12 protein-coding genes and 1 pseudogene are annotated in these 19,194 nt (G+C 67.6%); all 13 read left to right on the forward strand.

The window, feature by feature from the left end:
• Nucleotides 1-55 precede the first annotated feature (55 nt).
• The 13 genes and pseudogenes from AB1046_RS19765 (at nt 56) to rplW (ending at nt 19,181) form a co-directional block, all read left to right on the forward strand.
• Complete coding sequence (locus tag AB1046_RS19765) at nt 56-2,650, forward strand: CHAT domain-containing protein (protein ID WP_369370995.1); 2,595 nt, start codon at nt 56-58, stop codon at nt 2,648-2,650.
• Nucleotides 2,651-2,998: 348 nt separating this feature from the next.
• Nucleotides 2,999-3,529: a 50S ribosomal protein L10 gene (rplJ, locus tag AB1046_RS19770; protein WP_369370996.1), complete on the forward strand. Its 531-nt coding sequence runs from the start codon at nt 2,999-3,001 to the stop codon at nt 3,527-3,529.
• Nucleotides 3,530-3,613: 84 nt separating this feature from the next.
• Entirely contained in the window at nt 3,614-3,994 is a 381-nt protein-coding gene (rplL, locus tag AB1046_RS19775; protein WP_369370997.1) for a 50S ribosomal protein L7/L12, read from the forward strand.
• Between the two features lie 395 nt (nt 3,995-4,389).
• Nucleotides 4,390-7,902, forward strand: a complete 3,513-nt coding sequence (rpoB, locus tag AB1046_RS19780; RefSeq protein ID WP_369370998.1) for a DNA-directed RNA polymerase subunit beta — start codon at nt 4,390-4,392, stop codon at nt 7,900-7,902.
• Nucleotides 7,903-8,000: 98 nt separating this feature from the next.
• Nucleotides 8,001-11,886: pseudogene (locus AB1046_RS19785) on the forward strand (DNA-directed RNA polymerase subunit beta').
• A gap of 432 nt (nt 11,887-12,318) precedes the next feature.
• Nucleotides 12,319-12,693, forward strand: a complete 375-nt coding sequence (rpsL, locus tag AB1046_RS19790; RefSeq protein ID WP_369370999.1) for a 30S ribosomal protein S12 — start codon at nt 12,319-12,321, stop codon at nt 12,691-12,693.
• Nucleotides 12,693-13,163, forward strand: a complete 471-nt coding sequence (rpsG, locus tag AB1046_RS19795) for a 30S ribosomal protein S7 (protein WP_182620558.1) — start codon at nt 12,693-12,695, stop codon at nt 13,161-13,163. Before rpsL ends, rpsG begins: the two co-directional genes overlap by 1 nt.
• Before the next feature lie 94 nt (nt 13,164-13,257).
• Nucleotides 13,258-15,360, forward strand: coding sequence for an elongation factor G (gene fusA / locus AB1046_RS19800; RefSeq protein ID WP_369371000.1), 2,103 nt, complete (start codon nt 13,258-13,260; stop codon nt 15,358-15,360).
• Nucleotides 15,361-15,483: 123 nt separating this feature from the next.
• On the forward strand, nt 15,484-16,680 hold the full coding sequence (gene tuf, locus AB1046_RS19805) for an elongation factor Tu (protein WP_369371001.1): 1,197 nt from the start codon (nt 15,484-15,486) through the stop codon (nt 16,678-16,680).
• Nucleotides 16,681-17,207: 527 nt separating this feature from the next.
• Complete coding sequence (gene rpsJ, locus AB1046_RS19810; protein WP_019146773.1) at nt 17,208-17,516, forward strand: 30S ribosomal protein S10; 309 nt, start codon at nt 17,208-17,210, stop codon at nt 17,514-17,516.
• Between the two features lie 14 nt (nt 17,517-17,530).
• Nucleotides 17,531-18,184: a 50S ribosomal protein L3 gene (rplC, locus tag AB1046_RS19815; protein ID WP_369371002.1), complete on the forward strand. Its 654-nt coding sequence runs from the start codon at nt 17,531-17,533 to the stop codon at nt 18,182-18,184.
• A 5-nt stretch (nt 18,185-18,189) separates the two neighbouring features.
• On the forward strand, nt 18,190-18,882 hold the full coding sequence (gene rplD, locus AB1046_RS19820; RefSeq protein ID WP_369371003.1) for a 50S ribosomal protein L4: 693 nt from the start codon (nt 18,190-18,192) through the stop codon (nt 18,880-18,882).
• Nucleotides 18,879-19,181 carry a 50S ribosomal protein L23 gene (gene rplW / locus AB1046_RS19825; RefSeq protein ID WP_369371004.1) on the forward strand — a complete coding sequence of 101 codons (303 nt, stop codon included), beginning with the start codon at nt 18,879-18,881 and terminating at the stop codon, nt 19,179-19,181. The genes rplD and rplW overlap by 4 nt, the downstream gene beginning before the upstream one ends.
• Nucleotides 19,182-19,194: the final 13 nt, after the last annotated feature.

Genomic DNA, 19,194 nt, shown 5'->3' on the forward strand with positions numbered 1-19,194 from the left:
CGCTATCGTGGCCCGCCCGATGCCCACCAGGTCACCGGGGAACCAAGGGGGCAGCATGTGGCCGGAACTCGAGGCGGAGCTGCTTGCCGCCCGGGATCTGAGCTCGCGGTCCCGGCCCGGCGACGCCCTGCCCCGGTTCCGGGAGGTCTTCGACCGGCTCAGTGGCGTGGACCCCGATGGCCTCGGGCCCGCGGACCACGAGCGCTGGGTCGAGGGTCTGGTGCGCTCCCTGGCGGGGGAGGCGGTCGCCGCCCAGGCGGTGGGGGACGCGCCGGACAAGCCGCTCGCCCTGCTCGACGACGCCGCCAGACGCGCCGGCGCGGCGCCGCCGTCGGCCCGCGCGCGCCTGGCCGCCGTCGTCGAGGGGACGCGCGGGCTGCTCCTGCAGCGCGCCGGCCGGCTGGCCGAAGCCCTGGCCACCCTCGACCGCGCGCTCTCCGATCCCGCGATCCTTCCCGCGCGCGACCTGGCGACGGCCCTGCTCAACCGAGGCGCCACCGCCATCGAGCTCGGCCGGCTGGACGCTGCGCTGCGCGACTTCGACGCCTGCCACGAGCAGGCGATGCGCGCCGGACTGTCCACCATCGCGTCCCTGGCGCTGCACAACACGGGGTTCGTGCGGTACGCGCTCGGCGACCTGCCGGGCGCGTTGCAGGCGATGGCCGCGGCCCGCGCCGTCGACCCGGAGCGTGCCGACGGCCTGCTCGACATCGGCCGCGGCGCCGTCCTCTACGAGGCGGGCCTCGTCGAGGACGCCGAGCAGGTCCTCACCCAGGCGATCTCCCGCATGGTGGTCCCGGGCCGCGCGCAGCACCGGGCGGAGGCCGAGTACTTCCGTGCCCGCTGCCTGATGGCACTCCACCGGTGGGACGAGGCCCGCCTGAGCGCGGCCTTCGCGCGGCGGTACTACGCCGGCGTCGGCCATCCGCAGCGGGCAGCGGTAGCCCGGGTCGCGGAGCTGGAGGCCATCCTGCTGCCGATCCGGCGCGGCGAGGTACCCGTGCCCGACGACGCGCGCCGCCGCGCCGAGCAGGCCCTCGAAGCGGCCGAGGCGGGCGACGAGGTGGACCCGCTGCTCGGGCAGTACCCGGGCCTGTCCGCGCGATTCGTCGCCGCCCACTGGTACCTCCTGGTCGACGACGTCGCTGCCGCCCGCGCCGTGCTCGACAGCATCCCGGACGGTTTGGCCGACGCCCCGCTGACCACCCGGATCCAGCAACAGACCGTCCTCGCGCAGATCGGGTTCGCGTCGGGAGACCGGGACGCCGGCGTAGCGGCCGTGCGCACCGGCCTCGGGCTGCTGGCCGACCGCAGGATGGGCCTCGGCTCGGTCGAGTCCGTCACCGCCGCCGCGGCCCACGGCGTCGACCTGCAACGGGCCGACGTCGAGGCCGCCCTCCGGATCGACAACCCCGGTGCACTGTTCGAGGCGCTCGAACGGGGCCGCGCCACGTTCGCCGGCGGAGGATGGGCCGCCACACCCGACGACCCGGCCGTGGGAGCGCTCCTCACGGAGGCCCGCGGCCTCGTCGTGCGAGCGCGCGCCCTCACCGACCAGGAGAGCACGGAAGAACGTGAGCACCTGTTCGGCCGTTCCCGCAGGCTCCTGGCGACGGCCCGCGAACGAGCCTGGCACCGCGCGGGCGACGCGGCGGCAACCGAGGAACGCGCCGCCACCGCCGGTGAGGTCCGCGGCCTGCTCACCGCCCGCGACGACGGCGCGGTGGTCGCCAACTTCCTGGTGGTCGACGGCGTCCTGCGGTGCGTCCGGCTGGACGCGCACGGCGCGCGCACCCTGGAGCTCGGGCCTGCGGCCGAGGTCGCCGAGCTCGTGCTGCGCGCCCGCGCCGACTTCGGGGTGTGCGCCAACGACCTCGTGCCCGCCCCGCTGCGCGACGTCGCCCGGCGCTCCCTGAACCGCAACCTCGTCGCACTCGACCGGATCCTCGTCGTCCCGCTCGCGGCCGACGGCCCGGTCTATGTAGTGGGCCGGGACCCGCTGGTCGGCGTCCCGTGGACCGCGCTCCCGTCCCGACGCGGCCGCCGCACGACCATGCGTGCCTACGTGGCGCGCGGGCGGGCGCACCCCAGGCCCGGGAAGAAGCACCGGCTGCTGGCCGCGCACGGGCCCGGCGTGACGCTCGGCGCGAACGAGGTCCAGGCAGTGGGGGAGAAGTGGCCCGGTGCCACGGTCCTCACGGGTCTGGGCGCGACCACGGCGGCCGTGCGCGCGACGCTCGCGACCCACGACGTCGTGCACCTGGCCACCCACGGCCGGCACGACGCCGACAACCCGCTCTTCGCCTTCGTCGACCTGGCCGACGGCCCGCTGTACGCCCACGAGCTCGACGGCATCCGACTGCCGGGATCCGTCATCATCCTGTCGGCGTGCGAGGTGGGCGGCTCCTCCCAGGTGGTCGGCGGCGAGGTGCTCGGCCTGTCGTCGGTCCTCCTGCGGCTTGGCGCCCGCGCCGTCGTCGCGGCCGTCGCCCCGCTGTCCGACGCCGTCGCCGCCCGCGTGATGCCAGGGTTCCACGCCCACCTGCGCGCCTGGGACGACCCCGAGGCCGCCCTCGCGGCGGCGCTCGCGGACGAGCCGGAGCCGGTGCCGCTGGTCTGCTTCGGTTCCCTGGAGGGCCTGCCGCTCTGACACGGACAGGGACCCGTGCGCCGCGTGCGCCGTCGGGCAGCCTGTGGCGCGTGCCACCACCCGCTGGTTCGGCGCCACCCCGGGGATCGTGTAACCTACTCAGGTAACCCAAGACCGCCGGTTGTCCGACGCTGCCCGCTCGCAAGAGCATTGCTTGTAAAGAGCACAGGGTGGAAGAGGACCGAAGTCCCGCTGAGAGCGGGGGCCTGCGCAGGTGACGAACTCGAGTGCGGTCCTGCCGCGCGAACCGAGCCCCGTGCACCTGCGCCGGGGCTCTTTTTCTCGTTCCGGGACCTGCCCGGGGCTCACGCCCCAGGGGACGGTGGTACCACCACCGGAAGGATTGCCATGGCGAGGCCGGAGAAGGCAGCCGCTGTAGCGGAGATCGCGGACAAGTTCCGTGACTCCAGCGCAGCCGTGCTGACCGAGTACCGCGGGCTCACCGTCGCGCAGCTCAAGGAGCTGCGTCGGTCGCTCAGCGGCAACGCAACCTACGCCGTGGTGAAGAACACGCTGACGGGGATCGCGGCCAAGGAGGCCGGTGTCGAGGGTCTCGACGCCGACCTGAAGGGCCCGTCCGCCATCGCATTCGTGACCGGGGACCCGGTCGAGGCTGCGAAGGGTCTGCGTGACTTTGCCAAGGCGAACCCTGCTCTGGTCATCAAGGGTGGCGTGCTCGACGGCCGCCCGATGTCCGTCGCAGAGATCACGAAGCTCGCGGACCTCGAGTCCCGCGAGGTTCTGCTGGCCAAGGTGGCCGGCGGTCTGAAGGCCACGCTGACGCGTGCCGCATACGCCTTCAGCGCCAAGCCTGCCCAGGTCGCCCGCGTTATCGATGCCCTGCGTCAGAAGCAGGAATCGGAGGGCGCGGCCGCCTGATTGGCGGCTCGCGCTAGAACAACACCCCCTGCTTCTCGCGGGCCGGCATCGGCCTGCGAAGCGCCTACTGAAAGGAACGCCATCATGGCGAAGCTCAGCACCGACGAGCTCCTGTCCGCCTTCGAGGAGCTCACCCTTCTCGAGCTTTCCGACTTCGTGAAGGCCTTCGAGGACAAGTTCGACGTCACCGCCGCCGCCCCGGCCGCCGTTGCCGTTGCCGGCCCGGCCGCCGCCGCCGAGGTCGTCGAGGAGAAGACGGAGTTCGACGTCATCCTCGAGGCCGCTGGTGACAAGAAGATCCAGGTCATCAAGGAGGTGCGCGCGCTCACGTCCCTCGGTCTCAAGGAGGCCAAGGACCTGGTCGACGGCGCACCCAAGCCGGTTCTGGAGGCCGCCGACAAGGAGGCCGCCGAGAAGGCCAAGGCTGCCCTCGAGGCCGCCGGCGCCACCGTCACCCTCAAGTGACTCTTGGTCTGACCGCCTTCGGGCTGGCGTGACGGCGGCCCGGGTTCGTCCCGGGCGCCGTCCGCCGACCACAGAGGCCCGCACCCTTGAAGGGTGCGGGCCTCTCGTGTCTCTCCAGCTCAGTCGTTGCGCCGCGACGGTGCGGATACGCAACGATTCGAGGAGTATTGCAGTCTCGACGTGCAAGGACTAGGGCGACTGGACATACTAGAACCAGATAGGTATGCTAGCGCTTTGCGCCCGCGTGTGCCCTCGTCGCCTCCCCCTGCTTCCCGTAAGTCCTGGTTGCATCCCTGCTTGTGGGATGCCCTCCGGAGACCGGTGAAGTCCGGCAGAGCTTCCTGCAGCACCGCAGAGCGTACAGCGTTCACCCGAACTGCAGGGAAGGACCCCTCTTGGCTGCCTCGCGCACCCCTTCAGCTCCGTCCGCCGAAGCCATTGCGAACCGTACCGCTTCCCGTCGCGTTTCCTTCGCAAAGATCTATGAGCCACTCGAGGTCCCTGACCTGCTTGGCCTGCAGACCGAAAGCTTCGACTGGCTCCTTGGTAACCCAGCCTGGCAGGCCAGGGTAGAAATTGCCAAGACGGCTGGCCGTAATGATGTCCCGGAAACTTCCGGCCTGGAGGAGATCTTCGAGGAGATCTCCCCGATCGAGGACTTCGGGTCCTCGATGTCTCTCTCCTTCTCGAACCACCGCTTCGAGCCGCCGAAGTACACGGCGGACGAGTGCAAGGAGAAGGACTTCACCTACGCGGCTCCGCTGTTCGTCACCGCGGAGTTCGTCAACTACACCACCGGTGAGATCAAGAGCCAGACGGTCTTCATGGGCGACTTCCCGCTCATGACTGCACGCGGCACCTTCATCATCAACGGCACCGAGCGTGTCGTCGTCTCCCAGCTGGTGCGTTCGCCGGGCGTCTACTTCGAGCGCACGCCGGACAAGACCAGCGACAAGGACGTCTTCTCCGCGAAGATCATCCCGTCGCGTGGCGCCTGGCTGGAGTTCGAGATCGACAAGCGCGACGCCGTCGGCGTCCGCGTCGACCGCAAGCGCAAGCAGTCCGTCACCGTGCTGCTCAAGGCGCTCGGCATGAGCGAGGCGGAGATCCGCGAGGAGTTCGCCGAGTTCCCGTCGGTGCTCGACACGCTGGAGAAGGACCACGTCCACACCGAGGACGAGGCCCTCGTGGACCTGTACCGCAAGATCCGCCCGGGTGAGCCGCCCACGGTCGAGGCCGGTCGCGCGCTGCTCGAGAACTTCTACTTCAACCCGAAGCGCTACGACCTCGCGAAGGTCGGCCGCTACAAGGCGAACAAGAAGCTCGGTGTCGACGCGGAGCTCGCGGAGTCCACGCTGTCGCTGACCGACGTGGTCGCCACGATCAAGTACCTCGCCGCGCTGCACGCGGACAAGCAGGTCCTGTCCGGCATGCGCAACGGCAAGCCCGTCGAGGTGCGTGTCGAGGTCGACGACATCGACCACTTCGGCAACCGCCGCATCCGCGCCGTGGGTGAGCTCATCCAGAACCAGGTGCGCACGGGCCTGTCCCGCATGGAGCGCGTGGTTCGTGAGCGCATGACCACCCAGGACGTCGAGGCCATCACGCCGCAGACGCTGATCAACATCCGTCCGGTCGTCGCCTCGATCCGTGAGTTCTTCGGTACCTCGCAGCTCTCGCAGTTCATGGACCAGAACAACCCGCTGGCCGGTCTGACGCACAAGCGTCGTCTGAACGCGCTGGGCCCGGGTGGTCTGTCCCGCGACCGCGCCGGCATGGAGGTCCGTGACGTCCACCCGTCGCACTACGGCCGCATGTGCCCGATCGAGACCCCTGAGGGTCCGAACATCGGTCTGATCGGTTCGCTCGCGTCGTTCGGTCGCATCAACCCGTTCGGCTTCATCGAGACGCCGTACCGCAAGGTCGAAGACGGCAAGGTCACCGACAACATCGAGTACCTGACGGCCGATGACGAGGACCGTTACATCATCGCGCAGGCGAACACGCCGCTGCTCGAGGACGGCACCTTCGTCCTCGACCGCGTGCTGGTGCGCACCAAGGGTGGCGAGACCAACGACATCCCGGGTGCCGAGGTCGACTTCATGGACATCTCGCCGCGCCAGATGGTGTCGGTCGCGACTGCCCTGATCCCGTTCCTCGAGCACGACGACGCCAACCGCGCCCTCATGGGTGCCAACATGCAGCGCCAGGCCGTGCCGCTGGTCCGGTCCGAGGCGCCTGTGGTCGGTACCGGCATGGAGCGCCGTGCGGCGGTCGACGCCGGCGACGTCATCGTGGCTACCAAGCCCGGTGTGGTCACCGAGGTCTCGGCCGACCTGGTGCTCGTGGCGAACGACGACGGCACGACGGGCTCGTACCGCGTGCACAAGTTCGTGCGCTCGAACCAGGGCACCAGCTACAACCAGCGTGTGCTGGTCGACGAGGGCGCGCGGGTCGAGATCGGCTCCGTGCTCGCTGACGGCCCGGCCACGGACGAGGGCGAGCTTGCGCTCGGCCGCAACCTGCTGGTCGCGTTCATGTCGTGGGAGGGCCACAACTACGAGGACGCGATCATCCTGTCGCAGCGCCTCGTGGAGGACGACGTCCTCTCCTCGATCCACATCGAGGAGCACGAGGTCGACGCGCGCGACACCAAGCTCGGCCCGGAGGAGATCACGCGGGACATCCCGAACGTCTCCGAGGAGGTCCTCGCGGACCTCGACGAGCGCGGCGTGATCCGCATCGGTGCCGAGGTCGGCGCGGGCGACATCCTGGTCGGCAAGGTCACCCCCAAGGGTGAGACCGAGCTGACCCCGGAGGAGCGCCTGCTGCGGGCCATCTTCGGCGAGAAGGCGCGCGAGGTGCGCGACACCTCGCTCAAGGTGCCCCACGGCGAGTCCGGCACGGTCATCGCGGTGCGCGAGTTCAACCGGGAGGACGGCGACGAGCTGCCCGCCGGCGTGAACCAGCTGGTGCGCGTCTACATCGCGCAGCGCCGCAAGATCACCGTCGGTGACAAGCTGGCCGGCCGCCACGGCAACAAGGGCGTCATCTCGAAGATCCTCCCGCAGGAGGACATGCCGTTCCTCGAGGACGGCACGCCGGTCGACGTCATCCTGAACCCGCTGGGTGTGCCGGGCCGCATGAACGTGGGCCAGGTGCTGGAGACCCACCTCGGGTGGATCGCCAAGCAGGGCTGGGACGTCTCGCTGGCGGACGACAAGGGCGGGGACTGGCTGGAGAGCCTTCCCGCGGTCGCTCACCAGAGCGAGCCGGGCCGCCCGGTCGCCACCCCGGTGTTCGACGGTCTGGAGGAGGTCGCGCTGCGCGGTCTCTTCGGGGCCACCCTGCCGAACCGGGACGGCCAGCGCATGGTCGACCACGACGGCAAGGCGCACCTGTTCGACGGCCGCTCCGGCGAGCCGTTCCCCGAGCCCGTCTCCACCGGCTACATGTACATCCTGAAGCTGCACCACCTGGTCGACGACAAGATCCACGCGCGCTCGACCGGCCCGTACTCGATGATCACGCAGCAGCCGCTGGGTGGTAAGGCGCAGTTCGGTGGTCAGCGTTTCGGTGAGATGGAGGTCTGGGCACTCGAGGCGTATGGCGCCGCGTACACGCTCCAGGAGCTGCTCACCATCAAGTCCGACGACGTCCCGGGCCGAGTCAAGGTCTACGAGGCGATCGTCAAGGGCGAGAACATCCCCGACTCGGGTATCCCGGAGTCCTTCAAGGTGCTTCTCAAGGAGATGCAGTCGCTGTGCCTGAACGTCGAGGTGCTTTCGAGCGACGGTGTCTCCATCGAGATGAAGGAGTCCGACGACGAGGTGTACCGCGCCGCTGAGGAGCTCGGGATCGACCTCTCGAGGCGGCCGAACGCCGCCTCCAGCGTCGACGAGATCTGATAACCGGTCCGCGCCCGTTGCACCGGGCGCGGACCTGGACACCGGGCGCGCGCCTGGACACCAAGAGGATTTTCGAGAACTTCAGGAAGTAGGACATCTTGCTCGACGTCAACGTCTTCGACGAGCTGCGTATCGGCCTCGCCACGGCCGAGGACATCCGTGCCTGGTCGCACGGTGAGGTCAAGAAGCCAGAGACCATCAACTACCGCACCCTCAAGCCGGAGAAGGACGGGCTCTTCTGCGAGAAGATCTTCGGTCCGACCCGCGACTGGGAGTGCTACTGCGGTAAGTACAAGCGGGTGCGCTTCAAGGGCATCATCTGCGAGCGCTGCGGTGTGGAGGTCACGCGCTCCAAGGTGCGTCGTGAGCGCATGGGCCACATCGAGCTCGCCGCGCCCGTCACGCACATCTGGTTCTTCAAGGGTGTGCCGTCCCGCCTGGGCTACCTGCTGGACCTGGCCCCGAAGGACCTGGAGAAGGTCATCTACTTCGCGGCCTACATGATCACGTCGGTCGACGACGAGGCCCGCCAGGAAGACCTGCCCAACCTGCAGAACGAGATCGATCTCGAGAAGAAGGAGATCTCCGACCGCCGGGACAACGACATCAACACCCGCGCCCAGAAGCTCGAGGCCGACCTGGCCGAGCTCGAGGCCGAGGGTGCCAAGGCTGACGCGCGCCGCAAGGTGCGCGACTCCGCCGAGCGCGAGATGGCTCAGCTCCGCAAGCGTGCGGACGCCGAGCTGGACCGCCTCGAGCAGGTCTGGGACCGGTTCAAGAACCTCAAGGTCGCTGACCTCGAGGGCGACGAGATGCTCTACCGGCAGCTCCAGGACCGCTACGGCACCTACTTCGAGGGTGCGATGGGCGCGAACGCGATCCAGCAGCGCCTGCAGAACTTCGACCTGGACGCCGAGGCCGAGTCGCTGCGCGAGACCATCCGTTCGGGCAAGGGCCAGCGCAAGACCCGTGCGCTGAAGCGCCTCAAGGTCGTCAACGCGTTCCTCACGACCACCAACTCGCCCACGGCGATGGTGCTCGACGCCGTCCCGGTCATCCCGCCGGACCTGCGCCCGATGGTGCAGCTCGACGGTGGCCGTTTTGCGACGTCGGACCTGAACGACCTGTACCGCCGCGTCATCAACCGGAACAACCGCCTCAAGCGGCTGCTGGACCTGGGCGCGCCGGAGATCATCGTCAACAACGAGAAGCGGATGCTCCAGGAGGCCGTGGACTCGCTGTTCGACAACGGCCGCCGTGGTCGTCCGGTCACCGGCCCGGGCAACCGGCCGCTGAAGTCGATCTCCGACATGCTCAAGGGCAAGCAGGGTCGGTTCCGCCAGAACCTGCTCGGCAAGCGCGTCGACTACTCGGGCCGTTCGGTCATCGTGGTCGGCCCGCAGCTCAAGCTGCACCAGTGTGGTCTGCCCAAGCAGATGGCGCTCGAGCTGTTCAAGCCGTTCGTCATGAAGCGGCTCGTGGAGCTCAACCACGCGCAGAACATCAAGAGCGCCAAGCGCATGGTCGAGCGCACGCGTCCCGTCGTCTGGGACGTGCTCGAAGAGGTCATCACGGAGCACCCGGTGCTCCTGAACCGTGCGCCGACGCTGCACCGCCTGGGTATCCAGGCGTTCGAGCCGCAGCTCGTCGAGGGCAAGGCCATCCACCTGCACCCGCTCGTCTGCGGCGCGTTCAACGCCGACTTCGACGGTGACCAGATGGCAGTGCACCTGCCGCTGAGCGCCGAGGCGCAGGCCGAGGCCCGCATCCTCATGCTCTCGAGCAACAACATCCTCAAGCCGTCTGACGGCCGTCCGGTGACCATGCCTTCGCAGGACATGATCATCGGTCTGCACCACCTCACGAGCGACCGTCCGGGCGCCATCGGTGAGGGGCGCGCGTTCGGCTCCGTGGCCGAGGCCATCATGGCCTTCGACCGCAACGAGCTGGACATCAACGCCAAGATCAAGCTGCGGATGTCCGACCTGGTGCCGCCGCTGAAGGACTTCGTGGCGCCCGAGGGCTGGGAGCAGGGGCAGCAGCTCCTGTTCGACACCACCCTCGGCCGGTACCTGTTCAACGAGACGCTGCCCGTCGACTACCCGTACGAGAACGGGATCGCCGACAAGAAGCGCCTCTCCACGATCGTCAACGACCTCGCGGAGCGTTACCCGAAGGTGGAGGTGGCCGCGGCGCTGGACGCGCTGAAGGACGCCGGCTGACCGGTGGGCCACGCGTTCCGGTGTCACGATCGCCATCTCCGACGTCGCTGCGCCGACCGCCAAGGCCGAGATCCTCGACGAGCACGAGGCGCGGGCCCTCAAGGTCCAGCAGCAGTTCGAGAAGGGTCTGATCACCGACGACGAGCGCCGTCAGGAGCTCATCGAGATCTGGACGCAGGCCACCGACAAGGTCGCATCGGTCATGCGGACGAACCTCGAGAAGGACGCCCGCAACACCGTGATGCGCATGGTGGGCTCGGGTGCCCGTGGTAACTGGATGCAGGTCCGTCAGATCGCCGGTATGCGCGGCCTTGTGGCGAACCCGAAGGGCGAGATCATCCCTCGTCCGATCAAGTCCAACTACCGTGAGGGCCTGTCCGTCCTCGAGTACTTCATCGCGACGCACGGTGCCCGTAAGGGTCTGGCCGACACGGCCCTCCGTACGGCGGACTCGGGTTACCTGACCCGTCGTCTGGTGGACGTGTCGCAGGACGTCATCATCCGTGAGGACGACTGCGGTACCGAGCGTGGACTCACGCTGCCGGTTGCGGAGAAGCTCGCGGACGGCTCGCTCGTCCCGGACGACCGCGTCGAGACCAGCATCTACTCGCGTACCTTCGCGACCGACGTGGTGGACGCCGACGGAAACGTCATCGCGACCGCCGGGTCGGACGCCGGCGACGTCATCATCGACCAGGTCATCGCCGCGGGTATCTCCAGCGTCAAGGTCCGTTCGGTCCTGACCTGCGAGTCCCGCGTCGGCACCTGCGCCAAGTGCTACGGCCGCTCCCTGGCCACGGGCCTGCTCGTGGACATCGGCGAGGCCGTCGGCATCATCGCGGCGCAGTCGATCGGTGAGCCGGGCACGCAGCTGACGATGCGTACCTTCCACACCGGTGGTGTGGCTGCCGCTGAGGACATCACGCAGGGTCTGCCGCGTGTCACCGAGCTCTTCGAGGCCCGCACCCCCAAGGGTGAGGCGCCGATCGCGGAGTACACGGGTCGCGTGACGATCGAGGACACCGAGCGGACGCGTCACCTCGTGCTGACGCCGGACGACGGTGGCGAGGAGATCAAGTACCCGGTCACGAAGCGTGCGCGCCTGAAGATCGCGGACGGCGACCACGTCACCGTGGGCACGCAGCTCGTGCAGGGTGCTGTCGACCCGAAGAAGGTGCTGCGGATCCTCGGCCCGCGTGCCACGCAGACCCACCTTGTGGACCAGGTCCAGGAGACCTACCGCAGCCAGGGTGTGGACATCCACGACAAGCACATCGAGGTCATCGTGCGGCAGATGCTGCGTCGCGTGACCGTGCTCGACTCGGGTGACTCGCACCTGCTGCCTGGCGAGCTCGCGGAGCGCATGCGCTTCGAGGACGCCAACCGCAAGGCCGTCTCCGAGGGTGGCCAGCCGGCCGCTGGCCGTCCGGAGCTGATGGGTATCACGAAGGCCTCGCTCGCCACCGACTCGTGGCTCTCGGCGGCCTCCTTCCAGGAGACCACCCGAGTGCTCACCGAGGCGTCGATGAGCGGTCGTCGTGACCCGCTGCTGGGCCTCAAGGAGAACGTCATCATCGGTAAGCTCATCCCGGCCGGTACGGGTCTTCCCCGCTACCGCAACGTCGAGGTCGAGCCCACCGAGCAGGCCAAGGCCGAGCTCTACCCGAGCTTCGGCTACGACGAGATCGACTTCCCGACGCTCGGTATGGGCTCGGGCGAGGCGATCCCGCTGGAGGACCTGGACCTCGGCGACTTCCGCTGACCGGTCGGGCCGCCGAGTCAGAGCGTCGGTCCGACTTCCGCACTGGGTGACCCGTGCGGAAGTCGGACCGACGCTCTGACTCGGCGGCCTTCGCGGGTTTCGGGCGAACCTCACACCCGATTCGTTTTGACCGCCCGTAGACACGCGGGTATTCTTAGAATTCGTGCCCGCGCCGTCGGGCCGCACCTCTTGAAGGCCGCCGCGAGGCAGCTTCGGAAGCGGCCGATGTGAGTGCGTGGGCATCCCGGTGATTTCCTCCCGCGGCACCTCGTGCCTCGATTGGCGGAGCCGGGCCATCGAGCCGGTGGTACGTGGCGTAACGGTCCCCGTGGGGGCTGTGGGTGCCGCATGCGATCGGCACGCACAAGCCAGAACCATCGACGGGGACGCCGGCAGGGCGTCGCCGAAGCTCATTAAGACGACGGAGACGTAGTGCCTACGATCAACCAGCTCGTCCGCAAGGGGCGGACCTCGAAGGCCGTGAAGTCGAAGACTCCGGCCCTCAAGGGTTCCCCCCAGCGGCGCGGTGTGTGCACCCGCGTGTACACCACCACCCCCAAGAAGCCGAACTCCGCGCTCCGCAAGGTCGCTCGCGTGAAGCTCTCGTCCCAGGTCGAGGTCACCGCGTACATCCCCGGTGTCGGCCACAACCTGCAGGAGCACTCGATCGTGCTCGTGCGCGGTGGCCGAGTGAAGGACCTCCCCGGTGTTCGCTACAAGATCGTCCGTGGCGCACTCGACACGCAGGGCGTGAAGGGCCGCAAGCAGGCTCGGTCCCGTTACGGCGCCAAGAAGGAGAAGAGCTAATGCCCCGTAAGGGTCCGGCCCCGAAGCGGCCGCTCATCGTCGACCCGGTCTACGGGTCCCCGGTTGTCACGCAGCTGATCAACAAGGTCCTGCTCGACGGCAAGAAGTCGACCGCCGAGGCGATCGTCTATGGCGCCCTCGAGGGCGTTCGGTCCAAGACCGACGGCGACCCCGTAGTGGTGCTCAAGCGCGCGCTGGACAACGTCCGCCCGGCGCTCGAGGTGCGTTCCCGCCGTGTCGGTGGCGCCACCTACCAGGTGCCGGTCGACGTGCGCCCCACGCGTGCCACCACGCTCGCGCTGCGCTGGCTCACCGACTTCTCCCGCGCTCGTCGCGAGAAGACGATGACGGAGCGCCTGATGAACGAGATCCTCGACGCGTCGAACGGTCTCGGTGCCGCGGTCAAGCGCCGCGAGGACATGCACAAGATGGCCGACTCCAACAAGGCCTTCGCGCACTACCGCTGGTAGTAGCTTCCGGACGGCCCCGGGTAACCCCCGGGGCCGTCGGTAGATGCCTCACCGCCGGCGCCCAGCCCACCTTTAGACCAAGGGGTAAGACACCGTGGCACTCGACGTGCTGACCGACCTGAACAAGGTCCGCAACATCGGCATCATGGCCCACATCGATGCCGGAAAGACCACGACGACCGAGCGCATCCTGTTCTACACGGGTGTGAACTACAAGATCGGTGAGACGCACGACGGTGCGTCGACGATGGACTGGATGGAGCAGGAGCAGGAGCGCGGCATCACGATCACGTCCGCCGCGACGACCTGCTACTGGAAGAACAACCAGATCAACATCATCGATACGCCGGGTCACGTCGACTTCACGGTCGAGGTGGAGCGGTCGCTCCGCGTGCTCGACGGTGCCGTTGCCGTGTTCGACGGCAAGGAGGGCGTCGAGCCCCAGTCGGAGACGGTCTGGCGCCAGGCGGACAAGTACGACGTCCCGCGCATCTGCTTCGTCAACAAGATGGACAAGCTCGGTGCGGACTTCTACTTCACCGTCGACACCATCATCAACCGCCTCAAGGCGAAGCCGCTCGTCATCCAGCTCCCGATCGGTGCTGAGAACGACTTCGAGGGTGTTGTCGACCTCGTCGAGATGAAGGCGCTCACCTGGCGCGGCGACACCAAGATGGGCGAGGAGTACGAGGTCGAGGACATCCCGGCCGACCTGCTCGAGAAGGCGCAGCAGTACCGCGCCCAGCTCGTCGAGGCCGTCGCCGAGGCGGACGACGACCTGCTCGAGAAGTTCCTCGGCGGTGAGGAGCTCACGGTTGCCGAGATCAAGAGCGGCATCCGCAAGCTCGTGGTCACCTCCGCGGCCTTCCCGGTCCTGTGTGGTTCGGCGTTCAAGAACAAGGGCGTCCAGCCCATGCTCGACGCCGTCATCGACTACCTCCCCTCGCCGCTCGACGTGCCTGCAGTCCAGGGCCACGACGTCAAGGACGCCGAGAAGATCGTCGAGCGTCGCCCGGACGAGTCGGAGCCGTTCTCGGCCCTCGCCTTCAAGGTCGCCACGCACCCGTTCTTCGGCAAGCTGACCTACGTCCGCGTCTACTCGGGCAAGGTCGCGCAGGGCGCGGCCGTGCAGAACTCGACCAAGGGCAAGAAGGAGCGCATCGGGAAGCTCTTCCAGATGCACTCCAACAAGGAGAACCCGGTCGAAGAGGCGCACGCCGGCCACATCTACGCGTTCATCGGGCTCAAGGACGTCACCACCGGTGACACCCTGTCGGACCCGGCGAACCAGGTCATCCTGGAGTCGATGAGCTTCCCGGAGCCCGTCATCGACGTTGCGATCGAGCCGAAGACGAAGGCCGACCAGGAGAAGCTGTCGACCGCTATCCAGAAGCTCGCGCAGGAGGACCCGACCTTCCGCGTGCGGCTGGACGACGAGACCGGCCAGACCGTCATCGGCGGTATGGGCGAGCTCCACCTCGACATCCTCGTCGACCGTATGCGTCGCGAGTTCAAGGTCGAGGCGAACGTCGGCAAGCCGCAGGTCGCGTACCGCGAGACCATTCGCCGCGTTGCGGAGAAGGTCGACTACACGCACAAGAAGCAGACCGGTGGTTCCGGCCAGTTCGCCAAGGTCCAGGTGACCTTCGCGCCGCTGGAGACCTCGGACGGCGAGCTCTACGAGTTCGAGAACGCCGTCACCGGTGGCCGCATCCCGCGTGAGTACATCCCGTCCGTGGACGCTGGTATCCAGTCGGCCATGCAGCAGGGTGTGCTGGCGGGCTTCCCGGTCGTCGGCGTCAAGGCGTCGCTGATCGACGGTGCGTACCACGACGTCGACTCCTCGGAGATGGCGTTCAAGATTGCCGGTTCGATGGTCTTCAAGGAAGGCGTCAAGCGCGCCGACCCTGTTCTGCTCGAGCCGGTCATGGCCGTCGAGGTGCGTACGCCCGAGGAGTACATGGGCGACGTGATCGGCGACATCAACTCCCGACGTGGCATGATCCAGTCCATGGAGGACGCGACCGGTGTCAAGGTCGTTCGCGCCCAGGTGCCGCTGAGCGAGATGTTCGGTTACATCGGCGACCTCCGGTCGAAGACCCAGGGTCGCGCGGTGTACTCGATGCAGTTCGACAGCTACGCCGAGGTTCCCAAGGCAGTTGCCGAAGAGATCATCAAGAAGACCCGGGGCGAGTGAGTCCCCACAGGTCGACCCGCACAACCAACCTGTAGGAAAAACCGCACGCCCCGCAGTTGTAGGCTTCTTGGCCGAGCATCTGCAACGTTCGGAACATCTACCCAAGTCCCAGGAGGACCCCAAGTGGCTAAGGCCAAGTTCGAGCGGACCAAGCCGCACGTCAACATCGGCACGATCGGTCACGTCGACCACGGTAAGACGACGCTGACCGCCGCGATCTCGAAGACGCTTGCGGACAAGTACCCGGAGCTCCCGGCGAACACGCAGCGCAACTTCGACGAGATCGACGCCGCGCCGGAGGAGAAGCAGCGCGGTATCACGATCAACATCGCGCACATCGAGTACGAGACGCCGAAGCGCCACTACGCGCACGTCGACGCCCCGGGTCACGCCGACTACATCAAGAACATGATCACCGGTGCCGCGCAGATGGACGGCGCGATCCTGGTGGTTGCCGCGACGGACGGCCCGATGGCCCAGACGCGTGAGCACGTGCTGCTCGCCCGTCAGGTCGGCGTGCCCTACCTGATGGTGGCGCTCAACAAGTCCGACATGGTCGACGACGAGGAGATCCTCGAGCTCGTCGAGATGGAGGTCCGTGAGCTGCTCTCCGCGCAGGAGTTCGACGGCGACAACGCCCCGGTCATCCGCGTCTCGGGCCTCAAGGCGCTCGAGGGCGACCCGGAGTGGGTCGAGAAGATCATCGAGCTGATGGACGCTGTCGACGAGAACGTGCCCCAGCCGGTGCGCGACCTCGACAAGCCCTTCCTCATGCCGATCGAGGACGTCTTCACGATCACCGGTCGTGGCACCGTCGTCACCGGCAAGGTCGAGCGTGGCACCCTGGACGTCAACTCCGACGTCGAGATCGTGGGCATCCGCGAGCCGCAGAAGACCACGGTCACCGGCATCGAGACGTTCCACAAGCAGATGGACCAGGCACAGGCCGGCGACAACACCGGTCTGCTCCTGCGTGGCATCAAGCGCGAGGACGTCGAGCGTGGCCAGGTCGTCGTGAAGCCGGGTTCGATCACCCCGCACACGAACTTCGAGGCACAGGTCTACATCCTGGGCAAGGACGAGGGTGGCCGTCACAACCCGTTCTACTCGAACTACCGCCCGCAGTTCTACTTCCGCACCACGGACGTCACCGGCGTCATCACGCTGCCTGAGGGCACCGAGATGGTCATGCCCGGCGACAACACCGAGATGACGGTCGAGCTCATCCAGCCGATCGCCATGGAGGAGGGTCTGGGCTTCGCCATCCGCGAGGGTGGCCGCACGGTCGGTTCAGGCCGTGTGACCAAGATCCTCAAGTGATCTTGGTGCACAGACTCATCTGACGGAAGTCAGCTGAAACGATGGGGCCCGGGTGCTTCGGCGCCCGGGCCCCATCGCGCAAGTAGCGGGCATCACAGCGCCTCCGTTTGGCGCATGCCCAGTCGTATGGCAAGATTGCACAGTTGCCTGTTACAGGCGTGCTCTTTCAAGTATCGAACAGTGTGCAGAACCGCAGTCCTTGGTCCCGGCTCGTCCGGGGTCAGCAGAGGCTGGAGCGGTCACCCTCCCGGGGAGAAACCGGGTACGGGGTCGCGGGGTTTGTCGCTTGCTGTTCGATGCGTACAGGGCGCCCCGCGGAGCACACATCCTTCGGTTTCGAAGGCACTGTTCCGAGCAGGCTCGGCAAACGTCGTGGTCGGTCCAGGCTGTACAGCCAGGACAAGATCACTTCCCAACGGCCCCGGCACCAGCGATGGTGTTCTGCGCCCGGCTGTGCCGCTTTAAGCGACACGCCCGAGTGCGTGGGTCGGACAGTAGCGGTTCGAGAGAGAGAGTCAGACGACGCCATGGCGGGACAGAAGATCCGCATCCGGCTCAAGTCCTACGACCACGAGGTGATCGACAGTTCGGCGCGCAAGATCGTCGACACGGTCACTCGCGCTGGTGCGACGGTCGTGGGTCCGGTGCCGCTGCCGACGGAGAAGAACGTCTTCGTTGTGATCCGGTCGCCTCACAAGTACAAGGACAGCCGCGAGCACTTCGAGATGCGCACGCACAAGCGGCTTATCGACATCATCGATCCCACGCCCAAGGCCGTCGACTCGCTCATGCGACTCGACCTGCCGGCGGACGTGAACATCGAGATCAAGCTCTGAGGCTGGAGGACACCATGACCAACCAGCAGAAGAACGTGACCGCGTTGCTCGGGACGAAGCTCGGCATGACCCAGCTCTGGGACGAGGCGGGCCGCCTCGTGCCGGTAACCGTGGTCTCCGTGGGCACGAACGTGGTGACCCAGATCCGCACGGTGGACACCGACGGCTACGCGGCAGTTCAGCTCGCCGCCGGCCCGGTCGACCCGCGCAAGGTCACCAAGCCCCTCAAGGGCCACTTCGAGAAGGCCGGCGTCACGCCGCGTCGTCACGTGGCCGAGATCCGCACCGAGAACGCGGCTGAGTTCACGCTCGGCCAGGAGATCACCGCTGAGGCCTTCGAGGCCGGCGCAGTGGTCGACGTGATCGGCACCACCAAGGGGAAGGGCACCGCGGGCGTCATGAAGCGCCACGGCTTCCACGGCGTGGGCGCCTCGCACGGTGCGCACCGTAACCACCGCAAGCCTGGCTCGATCGGTGGCGCTTCGACGCCGTCGCGAGTCTTCAAGGGCGTGCGGATGGCAGGTCGGATGGGTAATGACCGTCAGACCACTCAGAACCTGACCGTTCACGCGGTCGACGTCGAGAAGGGTCTGCTGCTCGTCAAGGGCGCGGTTCCCGGCCCCAAGGGTGGCGTCGTCCTCGTGCGTAACGCCGCGAAGGGAGCGTGAACCCGATGACCGCTCTGACTGTCGACGTCCTGGACGCCAAGGGCAAGAAGGCCGGCACCGCCGAGCTTCCCGCCGAGGTGTTCGACGTTGCCGTGAACATTCCGCTGATCCACCAGGTTGTTGTTGCGCAGCGCGCAGCAGCTCGCCAGGGCACCGCCTCCACGAAGACTCGTGGCGAGGTCCGCGGTGGTGGCCGCAAGCCGTACAAGCAGAAGGGCACCGGTCGCGCCCGCCAGGGTTCGACGCGTGCACCGCAGTTCGCCGGCGGTGGCGTCGTCCACGGCCCGCAGCCGCGCTCGTACGACCAGCGCACCCCGAAGAAGATGAAGGCCGCCGCCCTCCGCGGTGCGCTCTCTGACCGCGCTCGCGCCGGTCGCGTGCACGTCGTTGCCGGCTTCGGCATCGAAGGTGTCCCGTCGACCAAGACGGCGCTCTCCACGATCACGAAGCTCACGACGCGTGCCCACGTGCTCGTCGTGACGCAGCGTGACGACGAGGCCACGGTCAAGTCCCTTCGCAACGTTCCCGAGGTGCACCTCCTGGTCGCTGACCAGCTGAACACCTACGACGTGCTCGTCTCCGACGACGTCATCTTCACCGAGGGCGCGCTCGCCGCGTTCCTCGCGGGCCCCACCAAGGGTGCGAAGGCTGTCGCCACGGAGTCCGAGGCCGATACCGCTGAGGAGACCGCCAAGTGACCGTCATCGTGAAGGACCCGCGCGACATCCTGCTTGCGCCGGTCGTCTCCGAGAAGAGCTACAACCTTCTCGACGAGGGCAAGTACACCTTCCTCGTGGACCCGAGCGCCAACAAGACCGAGATCAAGATCGCTATCGAGAAGGTCTTCAGCGTCAAGGTCGCGTCGGTGAACACGATTAACCGCAAGGGCAAGACGCGTCGCACGCGTTTTGGCCTCGGCAAGCGCAAGGACACGAAGCGTGCGATCGTCACCCTCCGCGAGGGCACGATCGACATCTTCGGCGGTCCGGTCGGCTGAGCTGACGAGAGAC

The organism is Promicromonospora sp. Populi (genome assembly GCF_041081105.1).
In the GTDB taxonomy this organism is placed as follows: domain Bacteria; phylum Actinomycetota; class Actinomycetes; order Actinomycetales; family Cellulomonadaceae; genus Promicromonospora.